Origin of the sequence: Rhodopseudomonas palustris, assembly GCF_003591005.1 — a bacterium.
GTDB lineage: Bacteria > Pseudomonadota > Alphaproteobacteria > Rhizobiales > Xanthobacteraceae > Rhodopseudomonas > Rhodopseudomonas palustris_K.
In genome coordinates, this window is sequence record NZ_QYYD01000013.1 from 1 (window position 1) to 13,602 (window position 13,602).

Here is a 13,602-nt window from a genome sequence, read left to right on the forward strand (position 1 = left end):
CAGCCCTCTCCCGCTTGCGGGAGAGGTCGGCGCGAAGCGCGGCGGGTGAGGGCACTCCGCTCCGCGAGTCGTGAGTTGAATGCCTGCGTGGGGCGGCCCCCCCCCCCCCCCCCCCCCCCCGGGCGGGGGGGGGGGGGGGGGGGGGGCCCCCCCTCCCCGGGCACTGTGCCTGCGTCGCCCTCACCCCAGCCCTCTCCCCCACGCGGGAGAGGGAGCGCGCAGTGCCTGGGTTAGGCTTTGCGCTTCAATACGCTGACGAAAAATCCGTCCGTGCCGGTCCGCAGCGGCGTCATCAGCAGCCCTTCCGGCGAGGTGTGGACGGTGGACAGGAAGGCATCGGCCTTGTCCCACAGCGCGGCGGCGAGTTCGGCGGGCGGGGTCGGGGTGAAGTCTGGGTGCGCGGCGATGAACACCCTCACCTGATCGATGTTTTCGGCCGGCAGCACCGAGCAGGTCACATAGGCGATGCGGCCGCCGGGCTTTACCAGCCTGGCGGCGCGGGCCAGCACCTCGGCCTGGTCCTTCCGCCGGATCTCCAGCGCGCCGGGGCGCATCCGCCATTTGGCGTCGGGATTGCGGCGCCAGGTGCCGGTGCCGGTGCATGGCGCGTCGACCAGCACCAGATCGGCGCTGCCCTTGATGTCGGCGAGCGGATCGGCGTCGCCCTTGGGCGCGCGCACCTCGGCATTGTGCACGCCGGCGCGCGACAGCCGCTCGTGGATCGGGGCGAGCTGGCGCTTGTCCGAATCGGTCGCGATCAGCCGGCCCTTGCCCTGCATCATCGCCGCCAGCGCCAGCGTCTTGCCGCCGGCGCCGGCGCACAGATCGATCACCTGCTCGCCGGGTTTGGCGCCGGACAGCAGCGCCGCGAGTTGCGAGCCCTCGTCCTGCACCTCGACGGCGCCCTTGATGAAATCCTGCTCGGCCTGGATGCCGGGGTTACGGGCGTCGGCGCCAAGCGCGATGCGCAGCCCCAGCGGCGACCACGGCGTCTCCGTTGCGCCGAGATGCTTCAGCGACGCCAGCGCCTTGTCGCGCTTGCTCTTCAGCGTGTTGACGCGCAGATCGAGCGGCGCGCGGCTGGCCATCGCGGCGGCCTCGGCGACGCGCTGGTCGCCGAACAGGCTAGCGAGCTGCTCATCGAGCCAGTCCGGATAGTCGCCGGCGATCGGCGGCGGCGCGCCATCGAGAGACCGCGTCGTCAGCGCGGCGCGCTCGGCCTCGGTCAGCGGCTCGGGCGCGAACCGACCGCCGTCGCACAGCGCCGCGATTGCCTCGACATCCAGCCCACGCTCCAGCTTCAGCATGCCGAGCACGCGGGCGCGCGGCGTGTCGGCGTCCATCAGATACGCGCTGGAGGCGCGGCGGCGCAGCACGTCCCACACCAGCCCGGCAATCGCTGCACGGTCACCGGAGCCGGCGTAGCGATGCGCGGTGCCCCATTCCTTGAGGGCCTTGGCGGCCGGGATCCGCTGCGCCTCGACGGCGGCGATCAGGTCGATGGCTGCGGACAGCCGGGCAGCGGGGGTCATAGCAGACTTTCAGTCACAACAAATCAGATCAGCAGCAGGATACGCAGCGCGAAGTACAGCCACATCGCCAGCAGCACCAGTGCACCGGCCAGCCACACCGTGCCGCTGCGGCGATCGTCGCCAGCCGTCATGAACACGCCGGCATGCGCGAAGCGCGCCACCACGAACACCCAGGAGAGCAGCACCAGCACCAGGTCCATCTTGCGCAGCGGCAGCGCGATCGCCACCAGCGCATAGAACAGCACCGGCAGGTCGAACGGCTCACGCGGGCCGTCGGCCGTCGGCCGGTCCGCACCAGTGGACCGCATCCGCAACAGCATCAGCGCGAACGCCAGCCCGACCAGCGCGAATACCGGCAGCAGCACCATCTGGACCGACATCGAAAGCTCCCTCGATCGTTCGGGCCCTCATAGCCGCGCCGCTGGACTATGACAAATTGGTCCCCCGGCTGGAACCGGCGCGGACGCAGCCCGGCCCCTCGCCTGGCGAGGTCCAGGACGGCCGGGCCCGTGGTCCCGGCCCGGTGTTTTGGGCGAGCGCGAGATGTCACGGGCAGGACCGAACCTACCCGGACACCACGCCCTCCGCGATGCTGTGACGAAACGCTAAGCCTTGTCGGCGCCGATGCGGACCAGCTGCTTGCCGAAATTGGCGCCCTTCAAGAGGCCGATGAATGCCTCCGGCGCGCTCTCGACGCCCTCGGTAACGAACTCCTTGTACTTCACCTTGCCGTCGCGCACCCATTGCGACATGTCGCGAAGAAACTCCTGCCGGCGGCCGGCGAAGTCGCTGACGATGAAGCCGCGGATGGTGAGCCGCTTGGTCAGCACATGGCGCATCAGCGCCGTCGCCCATTTCGGCGTCGGCGGCGTTTCGAACGCATTGTACTGCGCGATCAGGCCGCACACCGGGATGCGGGCGAAAGCGTTGAGCAGCGGAAACACCGCCTCGAACACTTCGCCGCCGACATTCTCGAAGTACACGTCGATGCCGTTCGGGCATGCCGCCTTCAGCTTGGCGGCGAGGTCCGGATCGCGGTGATCGAGGCAGTCGTCGAAGCCGAGCTCGTTCTTGACGTAGTCGCACTTCTCCTTGCCGCCGGCGATGCCGACCGCGCGGGCGCCCTTGATCTTGGCGATCTGCCCGACCGCCGAGCCGACCGCGCCGGAGGCGGCGGCGACCACCACGGTCTCGCCTTCCTTCGGCTGGCCGATGTCTAGCAGGCCGGTGTAGGCCGTCATGCCGGGCATACCGAGCACGCCGATTGCGGTCGAGATCGGCCCCAGCGAGGTGTCGATCTTGCGCAGCGGCTTGGCGTCGGCCACTGCATGAGTCGCCCAGCCGCTATGCGCCAGCACGATGTCGCCCTTGGCAAAGCCCGGACTCTTGCTGTCGATCACTTCGCAAACCGTGCCGCCTTCCATCACGCCGCCGACCGGCACCGGCTGCGCGTAGGACGGCCCGTCGCTCATGCGGCCACGCATATACGGATCGAGCGACAGCCAGATCGTCCGCAGCAGCACCTGCCCCTCGCCCGGCGTCGGCATGTCGACTTCCTCGAGACGGAAATTCGCCGCGGTCGGCTCACCGACCGGACGCGAGGCAAGAACGATACGCTTGGCCTTGGACATTGCGTTTCCTTTTTGATGCTTGTTGGAAGCGGACTTGGAGGCCGGATTGTATGCGATTGCATCCAATTCGCCAACCGTGGCGGGCAGCATCAAAATTCTCTCTTTTGTCATTCCGGGTCGCGCCTCTTGGCGCGAGCCCGGAATCCATAGTCTCTGAACTCTCGACAAGACACGGAGCCGCACCACCGTGCGTCACAACGCAGCTCGGTGGTTATGGATTCCGGGCTCGCGAGCTGCGCTCGCGCCCCGGAATGACGAACGTGAGGTGGTGAGCAGAACTAACGTTTCGGCAATCAGCCGTATGACGACCGCCGATCGACGGCCTGCCATATGCCGCAGCGCCGTCATTCCGGGGCGCTCGCGCAAGCGAGCGAACCCGGAATCTGCGACGGGCACGGATGTGCCCCAGTTCGTCGGGATTTCGGGTTCGCGCGCAAAAGGGCGCGCGCCCCGGAATGACGAACGTGGTGTAGTTAGCGCGGCCTCACACCCCGCCCGGGTAGTTCGGGCTTTCGCGGGTGATGGTGACGTCGTGGACGTGGCTTTCGCGCAGGCCGGCGCCGGTGATGCGGACGAACTGCGCCTTGTCGTGGAATTCACCGAGCGTCTTGGCGCCGACATAGCCCATCGCGGCGCGCAGGCCGCCGGCGAGCTGATGCACCACGTTGCCGACCGGGCCCTTGTACGGCACCTGGCCTTCGACGCCTTCCGGCACCAGCTTGAGCGTATCCTTGATGTCCTGCTGGAAGTAACGATCCGCCGAGCCGCGCGCCATCGCGCCGACCGAACCCATGCCACGATACGCCTTGTAGGAGCGGCCCTGCCACAGGAATACTTCGCCCGGCGTCTCGTCGGTGCCGGCGAGCAGCGAGCCGACCATCGCGATGTCGGCGCCGGCCGCCAGCGCCTTGGCGAGATCGCCGGAGTACTTGATGCCGCCATCGGCGATCACCGGCACGTCGGCCACCTTGCACGCCTCGACCGCATCCATGATCGCAGTTAGCTGCGGCACGCCGACGCCAGCAACCATACGGGTGGTGCAGATCGAGCCCGGGCCGATGCCGACCTTGATGGCGTCGGCGCCGGAATCGATCAGTGCCTGCGCGCCTTCGCGGGTGGCGATGTTGCCGGCGATCACCTGCACGGCATTGGAGATGCGCTTGATCCGCGTCACCGCTTCGAGCACGCGCTGCGAATGGCCATGCGCGGTGTCGACCACGACGAGATCGACGCCGGCCTCGATCAGCCGCTCGGTGCGCTCGAAGCCGCCCTCGCCGACCGTTGTGGCGGCGGCGACGCGAAGACGTCCCTGGGCATCCTTCGACGCCAGCGGATGCGCGACCGCCTTCTCCATGTCCTTGACGGTGATCAGGCCGACGCAGCGATACTGATCGTCGACCACCAGCAGCTTCTCGATGCGGTGCTGATGCAGCAGCTTCTTGGCTTCGTCCTGGCTGACGCCCTCGCGCACGGTGACGAGGTTCTGATGCGTCATCAGCTCCGACACCTTCTGCGACGGATCGGTGGCAAAGCGGACGTCGCGGTTCGTCAGAATGCCGACCAGCTTGCCAGGGCCGTGGCCCTGCGCGCCGGTCACCACCGGAATGCCGGAGAAGCCGTACTGGTTCATCAGCGCCAGCGCGTCGGCCAGCTTGGCATCGGGGCTGATGGTCAGCGGATTGACCACCATGCCGGATTCGAACTTCTTGACCTGGCGGACCTGGGCGGCCTGCCCTTCCGGATCGAAATTGCGGTGGATCACGCCGATGCCGCCGGCCTGCGCCATCGCGATCGCCATCCGCGCCTCGGTCACCGTGTCCATCGCCGAGGCGATGATCGGCACGTTAAGCGAAACCGAACGGGTGATGCGCGAGCGGATATCGACTTCGGACGGCAGCACATCCGACAGGCCAGGCTTCAGCAGCACGTCGTCGAACGTGTAGGCTTCCTGAAAATGCGGGGATCCGTTCACTGACGCCATGGCCAACTCCGTTCGGCGGCAACGACGGCCGCGCTCGATCTTGCGGGGACGGGAGACACATTCGGCGCCGCGAGAGGCGGCGCCGTCGAATCGAGCCCGTCGGTAGGGTTGGCGGTGGTCGATATCATGGCGATATGACGAATCATAGGGGGAAGCGTCCTCGGCCGCACCCGCCTCCGCCGCGGCGGCTTCACGGTGCCGCGAGCGACCCCGAAAGCACTGCCAGATCAGGGATTTCGGTCACCGCATCCCGCGCTGTCTGGAGCACGTTTCGGTCCCTATCAGGCAACGTCTGGAGATCCCCATCCTTGAAATAACCGAGCGCGCGCAAGGGCAAAGCAGGATCGCGGCCAAAGATCTGCGAAAAGCCGGCTAGCCCCCTTCCGAGCGACACACCGGCTTCCAGCAGCGCTGCGATGTCGCGATAGTCCTTGGCTTCAGCGCGATCCAAGACGGCCTTCAACTTGGTCGCGAGCAGGTCTTCTCGAGAAGCAACGAGCGAGACGCGGTCGATCGTCAACAGCGGTGGATTGATCCTGGGAAAGCCCAGGCCGCCGAAGAAAGAAATTTTCACAGCCCCGGCGGGCGAATGCGCGCGGATGACCAGCGTATTCTTTTCGTCCTGAACAGCCTCGTAGTCGGTAAGACCGCTCAAAGCCGTGTCGAGCTGAGGTTTGTCCAAGGGCTCCGAGCGGAAAAAGTCGAAATCCACCGACACGCGGTGGCCAAGATGCAGCGCGACAGCCGTTCCGCCGTAGAGAACGAAATCAAGCGCCGGGGTGAACCCCAGCAGGGGCCAGACTTGCCGCTGCGCTTCGGGCAGGATGTCCAAGCGAGGCTCAAAGGTCGTCCGCATCGAACGTCCTTTGCGGCGGCTCCTCCGGGATCGGCCGGCCGGTCGCGCGTTGCAGGCGGCCGCGCCACAGCTCCCAGGATCGCGGGTCGATCCAGCCCGGCTGCGCCGCCAGCATCACGTCGGTCAGTGCTTCCGGGCCGAGCACGGTCTCCAGCTGGCGGATCTCGGCGAAATTCGCAAAGCTCATGGCCTGAGCCACGATCCGGCTCGCGGACCGCGGCGCGTCACCGATCGGCTCCCACCAGAAATGCTTCCGCTCGAGCTCGGCTAGGAAATCGGCAGGTAGCGAAGGCGCGAGGTTCATGGTGGCAGACTATCACAAATCCCCCAGCGCGGCGACGCCGGCCGCCGCGCGGAGCGTCAGCGCCGATAGCCCTGCGGCGGGCCGTATTGCCGGATCGCCTCGACCACTTCGCGGTGCATCCTCTTCTCGCGCTGCATCCGCACCGCAATCAGCGCGTGCAGCGAGGGGATCACCAGCAACGGGTGGAAGATCAGTCCGAGCAGCAGGCAGACCACCAGCAGCGCCAGGTTGAACACCGCCGATAGCGGCTGGCCGTTGAACAAGAGACCGAGCGGCGGCAGGAAGGCAGCAAGCAGATAGATCATCGGCGAAACTCCCAGCCCAACGAGCCCCGGCAGATGCGCAAGGGAACGCGCCGGTCACGCAGGATTTAGGTAGCGAGCCCGCTTCCGCAATAGCGACCGCTCGGCGCAGGTGCTACACGCCGCCCACCCCTCCTCCGACCCCATCCGGCATGCAAAAAGAACGACTGATCCCGCTGATCGTGGCTTCCGCGCTGTTCATGGAAAACATGGACGCCACTGTGATCGCGACCTCGCTGCCGGCGATCGCGGCTGATATCGGCACTTCGCCGCTGACGCTGAAGCTGGCGATCACCTCGTATCTGCTGTCGCTGGCCGTCTTCATCCCGGCGTCGGGCTGGGCCGCCGACCGGTTCGGCGCCCGCACCGTCTTTTCCGCGGCAATCGCGGTGTTCATGGTCGGCTCGATCGGCTGCGCGCTGGCGCATTCGATCAACGACTTCGTCGCCGCCCGCATCCTGCAGGGCCTCGGCGGGGCGATGATGACGCCGGTCGGGCGGCTGGTGCTGCTGCGCTCGATCGACAAGGCGGCGCTGGTCGGCGCGATGGCGTGGATGACGGTGCCGGCGCTGATCGGCCCAGTGATCGGGCCGCCGCTCGGCGGCTTTATCACCACCTATTTCTCGTGGCACTGGATCTTCCTGATCAACATTCCGATCGGGCTCGCCGGCATCTTCTTCGCGCAGCGCTACATCGACCCGATCCGCAGCGAAAATCCCGAGCCTCTCGACGTCACCGGCTTGGTGCTGGCCGGCATCGGCGTCGCCGGCATCGCGTTCGGCCTGTCGGTCGCCGGGCTCGGCCTGCTGCCATGGCCGGTCGTCACCGGGCTGATCGTGGTCGGCTGCGGCTCGATGCTGCTGTATCTGCGCCACGCCCGCCGTACCGCCTCGCCGGTGCTCGATTTTTCGCTGATGCGGCTGACGACGCTGCGCGTATCTCTGACCGGAGGCTTTCTGTTCCGGCTCGGCATCGGCGCGCTGCCGTTTTTGCTGCCGCTGTTGATGCAGATCGGCTTCGGCCTGTCGCCGTTTCAGTCCGGCCTCGTCACCTTCGCTTCCTCCGCCGGCGCGATGGGCATGAAGGTGCTGGCGGCGCGGATCATCCGCGCCTTCGGCTTCCGCCGCATCATGACCATCAACGCGCTGGTCAGCGCGGCCTTCCTGGCCGCCTGCGCGCTGTTCACGCCGGGCACGCCGCTGCTGCTGATCATGATCATCCTGCTGGTCGGCGGTTTCTTCCGTTCGCTGCAATTCACCGCGATGAATACCGTGGCCTATGCGGAGGTGGAGACGCCGCAGATGAGCCGCGCCACGACGCTGGTCAGCGTCGGTCAGCAGCTGGCAATCTCGGCGGGCGTTGCGGTCGGCGCATTCTCGGTCGAAGCCACCATGGCGCTGCGCCATTCGACAACGCTCACCGCCGACGATTTCGCCCCGGCCTTCCTGGTTGTCGCGGTGCTGTCGGCGCTGTCGGCATTTTCGTTCTGGCGGATGCCGGACGACGCCGGCAGCGAGATCTCCGGCCGCAAGGCCATCGACATCTCCAGCCGCAAGGGCGAAGTCAGCGCGGTCACAAAGACTGCGACCAAAAAGGCCGTGGAAGAGACCCAGGATGCGCGCGATCAGCGGCTGGGTTGAGCGCTATCTCAGCGCCTCTTGCTCGCCCTCGCCGCCTTCGTCGTGCCGAACCGCCAGGCGCAGGACGTCGGCGCAGATCGGGCAGCGATAATGCGGCACGTCGAAACTTGCATTGGCGTGTTCGACCTCGACGAGTTCGCGGTCGACGCCGCATGCCCGACACATCGGGGTTAGAATATCCATCGCCCGCCCCTTGCTTGATTTCAGCCCCGTGGACAAGCGTAGGAGAAACTGCGGATTCGCCTTTGTAAATTCATACCTAATGTAATAAATCGCGCGTTATTCGGCCGAAATTTATGCAAGTAGCTCGCAGCTGGGCTCCTGAGAGCCCGCATCAAAACTGAGGCGGAGTTGCAGCCATGTTTGCAGTCGGTCGGTTTGCTCAAATGTTCCGTCATGGCCGGGCTTGTCCCGCCTGCGCGGCCGAAGCCGCTTCGGCGCGGCGAAGGCCCGGCCATCCACGCCTTTTGTGCTTTTCCGTGACGCGTGGAGAGTAAAGTGTCTGATCTGAGAGGACGCGTTTCTAGTTAGGCTGGTCTGGAAGCAAACGCCGCGCAGTTAGTCCGCCGTGACAGCGGGCGTGCCACGAAACCCCATTGCCAGCACGTAGCGCTCCGACGAGTCCTTGCGGCTCGCGGCCGGTTTGACGTGCTTGACGGTGGCGAAATCCTGCTTGAGCTGGGCCATCAGCGTCGCGTCGGCGCCGCTCTGAAACACCTTGGCGACGAACGTGCCGCCGGGCTTCAGCACCTCGCTGGCGAACTGCGCGGCGCTTTCGACCAGTCCGACGATGCGGAGCTGATCGGTCTTGCGATGGCCGGTGGTGTTGGCCGCCATGTCGCTCATCACCACGTCGGCGCCGCCGCCGAGCATCTCGCGGAGCTTGTCCGGTGCGTCATTGTCGAGAAAATCGAGCTGCGCGAATGTCACGCCCGGGATCTCGCCCATCTCCAGCAAGTCGATCGCCACCACCTTGCCGCGGCCTTCGGACGCGCGGGTCCGCCTGGCGGCGATCTGGCTCCAGCCGCCCGGCGCCGCGCCGAGATCGACCACCGCGAGGCCCGGCTTGAGCAGATGATACTTGTCGTCGATCTCCAGCAGCTTGTAGGCGGCGCGCGAGCGATAGCCGTCGCGCTTGGCCTGCGCCACATACGGATCATTGAGCTGGCGCTCGAGCCAGAGCTTCGACGACAGCTTCATCCTGCCGGCGCTCTTGACGGTGACGCGCATCCGTCCGGTGGTGTCTTTGGCCATGGCCCTGTCTGTGCGTGGTGAACCCGCGTTGCTTAGCAGATGAGCGGGGAAAAGACAGCGCGGAACCGCTGTCTGCTGAGATTGCGGCCCGATTGACCACCTCTCCCCGTCATTGCGAGGAGCACCCGGATCGGCGCTTTGCGCCGTCCGAGTACAGGCTCCGCGACGAAGCAATCCAGCCCCGTGCACCGCGCTCTGGATTGCTTCGCTTCGCTCGCAATGACGAGGAGAGGCTGTACCCCAATTACGGCTCAGCCCAGCGCGCCGTCCGCCTGCATCATCTCGACCAGCATGCCCTCGCGCAGGCCGCGGTCGGCGACGCGCAGGCGGGGCAGCGGGAATGCGGCGCGGACGGCGTCGAGGATGGCGCAGCCGGCCAGCACCAGATCGGCGCGCTCGCTACCGATGCAATGGTTCTGGGCGCGGTCGTGATAGGTCATGCCGCGCAGCCGGTCGATCGTCGTGGTCAGCTCCGCGTCATCCATCCAAATGCCGTCGACCCGGCGGCGGTCATAGCGGATCAGATCGAGATGCAGCCCGGCCAGCGTCGTCACCGTGCCGGAGGTGCCGAGCAGATGCAGGCCGTCCAGATCATCGCCATGCGCCGCGGCGAACGGCGCGACGTGTTTGGCCACTTCCGCCACCATCGCCGTATAGCTGCCGGGCGTCACCACTTTGCCGCCGAAATGCTCGGCAAGCGTGACGACGCCGAGCGGGATCGACATCCAGGCGCGGATTTCCGGCGGCTGGTCCGGCCGTGCCGGATCGCGCGCCAGCCGCACCAGTTCGCTGGAGCCGCCGCCGATGTCAAACAGGATCGCGCCGCGGCCGGCAGTGTCGACCAGCGGCGAGCAGCCGGTGGCAGCCAAGCGCGCCTCGGTTTCCCGGTCGATGATTTCGAGCTGGATTCCGGTCGCCCGCGCCACCTTGTCACAAAACTCGTCGGCGTTGACCGCAGCCCGGCACGCCTCGGTCGCGATCAGCCGCTGCCGGTTGACGTGACGCTGTTTGAGCTTGTCACGGCACACCGCCAGTGCCGAAACCGCCCGGGTGATCGCAGCGTCGCTGATCCGTCCGGACGCGGAGACGCCCTCGCCCAGCCGGATGATCCGGGAGAACGAGTCGACGACTCGGAAGCTGTCGCCGGCCGGCCGCGCGATCAGCAGGCGACAATTGTTCGTGCCGAGATCGAGCGCCGCATAGACGGCGCCGTGTGCCGCCATCGTGTCATGCTCATCCTCGGCCGCCGCGAAATGCGCCTGCGGGGCATGGCCCAGCGCAGGAGCGGCGCGGAGCGGCGTCTGCTCGTCCATCAATTCGGTCTTTCGTGGCCGTCCGGCCGACGTCGTGTTCAGGTTTTCACGGAAAGTTTAGCAGCGCCGCGCTGCGGCGCAACCCACCGCACGGCCAGCATTCCGGATCGTGCGTTGTCGCGCCGGGCGCGCCGTCCTATTTGGAGATGATTGCCCTCCCCGCCAAGCCCTTGCGGACCCTGCGCGCCAGCGGCGGTCTGCGCCTCTCACGTGCTGGAAAAGAACCGGATGCAGGACCACACCTCGAACGCGTCGCTCGACACCGCCATCGCGCTGCAAAAATACGGCGTCGGCCAGCCGGTGCGGCGCAAGGAGGACGACACGCTGCTGCGCGGCAAAGGCCGCTACACCGACGATTGCAGCCTGCCCGGGCAGCTCTATGCCGTAATGGTCCGCAGCCCGCATGCCCACGGCGTCATCCGCGGCATCGGGACCGATGCGGCGCGCGGCATGCCCGGCGTCCGCGGCGTCTACATCGGCGCGGACCTCGCCGCCGCCAACTATGCCCCGTTCGCCTCCGGCCTGCCGCTGAAGAACCGCGACGGCACGCCGCTGCTGCAGACCAACCGCCTACCGCTCGCCACCGACAAGGTTCGCTTCGTCGGCGATCCGGTGGCGTTCGTGGTCGCCGACACGCTGGCGCAGGCGCGCGACGCCGCCGAGGCCGTCGAACTCGACATCGAGCCGCTCGACGCCGTCACCGACGCGGAGGCCGCGATGCAGCCGGGCGCGCCGCAGCTCTACGACCACATCCCGAACAACATCGCGCTCGATTATCACTTCGGCGACACCGACGCCGTGAACGCCGCGTTTGCGTCGGCCGCGCACGTCACCACGCTCGACATCGAGAACACCCGCGTCGCCGCCGTGCCGATGGAGCCGCGCGTCGGCCTTGCCTCTTACGATGCCAAGACCGAGCGCTACACCATCCAGCTGCCGACCCAGGGCGTCACCGGCAACCGCAACACGCTGGCGAAGCTGCTAGGCGTGCCGAACGACAAGGTCCGCGTGCTGACCTATCAGGTCGGCGGCTCGTTCGGCATGAAGAACAGTTCGTATCCGGAGTACATCTGCATCCTGCACGCCGCGAAGGCACTCGGACGGCCGGTGAAATGGACCGACGATCGCTCCAGCGCATTCCTGAGCGACAGCCACGGCCGCGGCCAGCAGATCCGCGCCGAGCTGGCGCTCGATGCCGCTGGCCATTTCCTCGCCATCCGGCTCAGCGGCACCGGCAATCTCGGCGCCTACATCACCGGCGTGGCGCCGCTGCCGCTGTCGCTCAACACCGGCAAGAACATCGGCAGCGTCTATCGCACGCCGTTGCTCGGCGTCGACATCAAATGCGTCGTCACCAACGTGACGCTGATGGGTGCCTATCGCGGCGCCGGGCGGCCGGAAGGCAATTACTTCCTCGAGCGGCTGATCGACCGCGCCGCCGACGAAATGGGAATCGACCGGCTGACGCTGCGCAAGCGCAACTTCATCAAGCCGGCGCAGCTGCCGTTCACCGCCTGCTCGGGCGTCACTTACGACTCCGGCGACTTCGGCGGCGTGTTCGCCGACGCTTTGGAGCGCGCCGACTATGCCGGCTTCGCCCAGCGCAAGAAGGACAGCCGCAAGCGCGGCAAGCTGCGCGGCATCGCGGTCGGCTCCTATCTGGAAGTCACCGCGCCGCCGAGCGCCGAACTCGGCAAGATCGTGTTTGAAGACGGTGGCACGGTGCGGCTGATCACCGGCACGCTCGATTACGGCCAGGGCCACGCCACGCCGTTCGCGCAGGTGCTGAGCGCGCAGCTCGGCGTGCCGTTCGAAGCCGTGCGGCTTGAACAGAGCGACAGCGACATCGTCCACGCCGGCAACGGCACCGGCGGCTCGCGCTCGATCACCGCCAGCGGCCAGGCGATCGTCGAAGCCTCGCAGCAGGTGATCGCCAAGGGCAAGGTCGCGGCGTCGCATCTGCTCGAGACCGCCGAAGCCGATATCGAATTCGAAGCCGGCCGTTTCACCGTCGCCGGCACCGACCGCAGCATCGGCATCATGGAGCTGGCGCAGCGGCTGCGCGGCGCCAAGCTGCCGGACGGCGTGCCGGCGTCGCTCGACGTCGACCACACCACGCAGGGGCCGCCATCCGCTTTCCCTAACGGCTGCCACGTCGCCGAAGTCGAGATCGATCCCGACACCGGCGTCACGCAGGTGGTGCGCTACACTGCGGTCAATGATTTCGGCACGGTGATCAACCCGATGATCGTCGCCGGCCAGCTGCATGGCGGGGTCGCCCAGGGCATTGGCCAGGCGATGATGGAGAAGATGAGCTACGACGCCAGCGGCCAGCCGCTGACCGGCTCGCTGCAGGACTACGCGCTGCCGCGCGCCGAAGACATCCCGGTGATGAGCGTCGCCGACCACCCGGTGCCGACCCTCACCAATCCGCTCGGTACCAAAGGCTGCGGTGAAGCCGGCTGCGCCGGCTCGCTCGCCAGCGTCGTCAACGCCGTGCTCGACGCGCTGAAAGACGTCGGCGTCAAGTCGCTCGACATGCCGCTGACCTCGGAGAAGGTCTGGCGGGCGATCAAGGAGGCGAAGGGAAGCGCGGCGGCGTGACCGCCGGCTTTTGTTTATTGACGCTTGCGTGCGCCAACTTATGCGCACCGCGCATCCTCGATTAAAATGGTCATGCGCGGGCTTGACCCGCGCATCCATCGCGCGCGGAGCGCGCCAACTTGACACTTTACGAAGAGCGATGGATCGCCGGGTCAAGCCCGGCGATGACGTTTGTTGTTGACGCG

General features: G+C 67.1%; 12 protein-coding genes. 2 read left to right on the forward strand and 10 right to left on the reverse strand.

All coding sequences use genetic code 11. From position 1 onward, the window contains the following. Window positions 1-230: 230 nt before the first annotated feature. The 7 genes from D4Q52_RS13685 to D4Q52_RS13715 form a co-directional block, all read right to left on the reverse strand. Window positions 231-1,532, reverse strand: coding sequence for an RsmB/NOP family class I SAM-dependent RNA methyltransferase (locus D4Q52_RS13685; protein WP_119857131.1), 1,302 nt, complete (start codon window positions 1,530-1,532; stop codon window positions 231-233). 23 nt (window positions 1,533-1,555) lie between these two features. Further along, window positions 1,556-1,912 carry an MAPEG family protein gene (locus tag D4Q52_RS13690; protein ID WP_119857132.1) on the reverse strand — a complete coding sequence of 119 codons (357 nt, stop codon included), beginning with the start codon at window positions 1,910-1,912 and terminating at the stop codon, window positions 1,556-1,558. Window positions 1,913-2,137: 225 nt separating this feature from the next. Beyond that, complete coding sequence (locus D4Q52_RS13695) at window positions 2,138-3,163, reverse strand: NADP-dependent oxidoreductase (RefSeq protein WP_119857256.1); 1,026 nt, start codon at window positions 3,161-3,163, stop codon at window positions 2,138-2,140. Window positions 3,164-3,647: 484 nt separating this feature from the next. After that, window positions 3,648-5,144: an IMP dehydrogenase gene (guaB, locus tag D4Q52_RS13700; protein WP_119857133.1), complete on the reverse strand. Its 1,497-nt coding sequence runs from the start codon at window positions 5,142-5,144 to the stop codon at window positions 3,648-3,650. 190 nt (window positions 5,145-5,334) lie between these two features. Further along, entirely contained in the window at window positions 5,335-5,976 is a 642-nt protein-coding gene (locus D4Q52_RS13705) for a nucleotidyl transferase AbiEii/AbiGii toxin family protein (protein WP_210210140.1), read from the reverse strand. Window positions 5,977-5,983: 7 nt separating this feature from the next. Continuing rightward, complete coding sequence (locus tag D4Q52_RS13710) at window positions 5,984-6,199, reverse strand: hypothetical protein (RefSeq protein WP_147407795.1); 216 nt, start codon at window positions 6,197-6,199, stop codon at window positions 5,984-5,986. Window positions 6,200-6,360: 161 nt separating this feature from the next. Beyond that, a complete protein-coding gene (locus D4Q52_RS13715) occupies window positions 6,361-6,609 on the reverse strand; it encodes a hypothetical protein (protein WP_119857136.1) in 249 nt (82 codons plus the stop codon). A 149-nt stretch (window positions 6,610-6,758) separates the two neighbouring features. Here D4Q52_RS13715 and D4Q52_RS13720 point away from each other — a divergent pair, with 149 nt between their 5' ends. Continuing rightward, the gene (locus tag D4Q52_RS13720) at window positions 6,759-8,246 is read left to right on the forward strand and encodes an MFS transporter (RefSeq protein WP_119857137.1); all 1,488 of its coding nucleotides are present in this window, start codon (window positions 6,759-6,761) and stop codon (window positions 8,244-8,246) included. Window positions 8,247-8,249: 3 nt separating this feature from the next. Here the strand turns inward: D4Q52_RS13720 and D4Q52_RS13725 are convergent, their stop codons facing one another. From D4Q52_RS13725 to D4Q52_RS13740, 3 genes are all read right to left on the reverse strand, one after another. After that, on the reverse strand, window positions 8,250-8,429 hold the full coding sequence (locus D4Q52_RS13725; RefSeq protein WP_119857138.1) for a hypothetical protein: 180 nt from the start codon (window positions 8,427-8,429) through the stop codon (window positions 8,250-8,252). Between the two features lie 375 nt (window positions 8,430-8,804). Beyond that, window positions 8,805-9,500: an RlmE family RNA methyltransferase gene (locus D4Q52_RS13730; protein ID WP_119857139.1), complete on the reverse strand. Its 696-nt coding sequence runs from the start codon at window positions 9,498-9,500 to the stop codon at window positions 8,805-8,807. A gap of 251 nt (window positions 9,501-9,751) precedes the next feature. After that, window positions 9,752-10,813: a Ppx/GppA phosphatase family protein gene (locus D4Q52_RS13740; RefSeq protein ID WP_119857140.1), complete on the reverse strand. Its 1,062-nt coding sequence runs from the start codon at window positions 10,811-10,813 to the stop codon at window positions 9,752-9,754. Between the two features lie 228 nt (window positions 10,814-11,041). Between D4Q52_RS13740 and D4Q52_RS13745 the strand changes: the two genes are divergently transcribed. Next, window positions 11,042-13,417, forward strand: coding sequence for a xanthine dehydrogenase family protein molybdopterin-binding subunit (locus tag D4Q52_RS13745; protein WP_119857141.1), 2,376 nt, complete (start codon window positions 11,042-11,044; stop codon window positions 13,415-13,417). Window positions 13,418-13,602: the final 185 nt, after the last annotated feature.

Coding starts and splice junctions, on each gene's coding strand:
- D4Q52_RS13685 (WP_119857131.1), bottom strand. CDS start 1,532: ATGACCCCCGCTGCCCGGCTGTCCGCAGCCATCGACCTGATCGCCGCC.
- D4Q52_RS13690 (WP_119857132.1), bottom strand. CDS start 1,912: ATGTCGGTCCAGATGGTGCTGCTGCCGGTATTCGCGCTGGTCGGGCTG.
- D4Q52_RS13695 (WP_119857256.1), bottom strand. CDS start 3,163: ATGTCCAAGGCCAAGCGTATCGTTCTTGCCTCGCGTCCGGTCGGTGAG.
- guaB (WP_119857133.1), bottom strand. CDS start 5,144: ATGGCGTCAGTGAACGGATCCCCGCATTTTCAGGAAGCCTACACGTTC.
- D4Q52_RS13715 (WP_119857136.1), bottom strand. CDS start 6,609: ATGATCTATCTGCTTGCTGCCTTCCTGCCGCCGCTCGGTCTCTTGTTC.
- D4Q52_RS13720 (WP_119857137.1), top strand. CDS start 6,759: ATGCAAAAAGAACGACTGATCCCGCTGATCGTGGCTTCCGCGCTGTTC.
- D4Q52_RS13725 (WP_119857138.1), bottom strand. CDS start 8,429: ATGGATATTCTAACCCCGATGTGTCGGGCATGCGGCGTCGACCGCGAA.
- D4Q52_RS13730 (WP_119857139.1), bottom strand. CDS start 9,500: ATGGCCAAAGACACCACCGGACGGATGCGCGTCACCGTCAAGAGCGCC.
- D4Q52_RS13740 (WP_119857140.1), bottom strand. CDS start 10,813: ATGGACGAGCAGACGCCGCTCCGCGCCGCTCCTGCGCTGGGCCATGCC.
- D4Q52_RS13745 (WP_119857141.1), top strand. CDS start 11,042: ATGCAGGACCACACCTCGAACGCGTCGCTCGACACCGCCATCGCGCTG.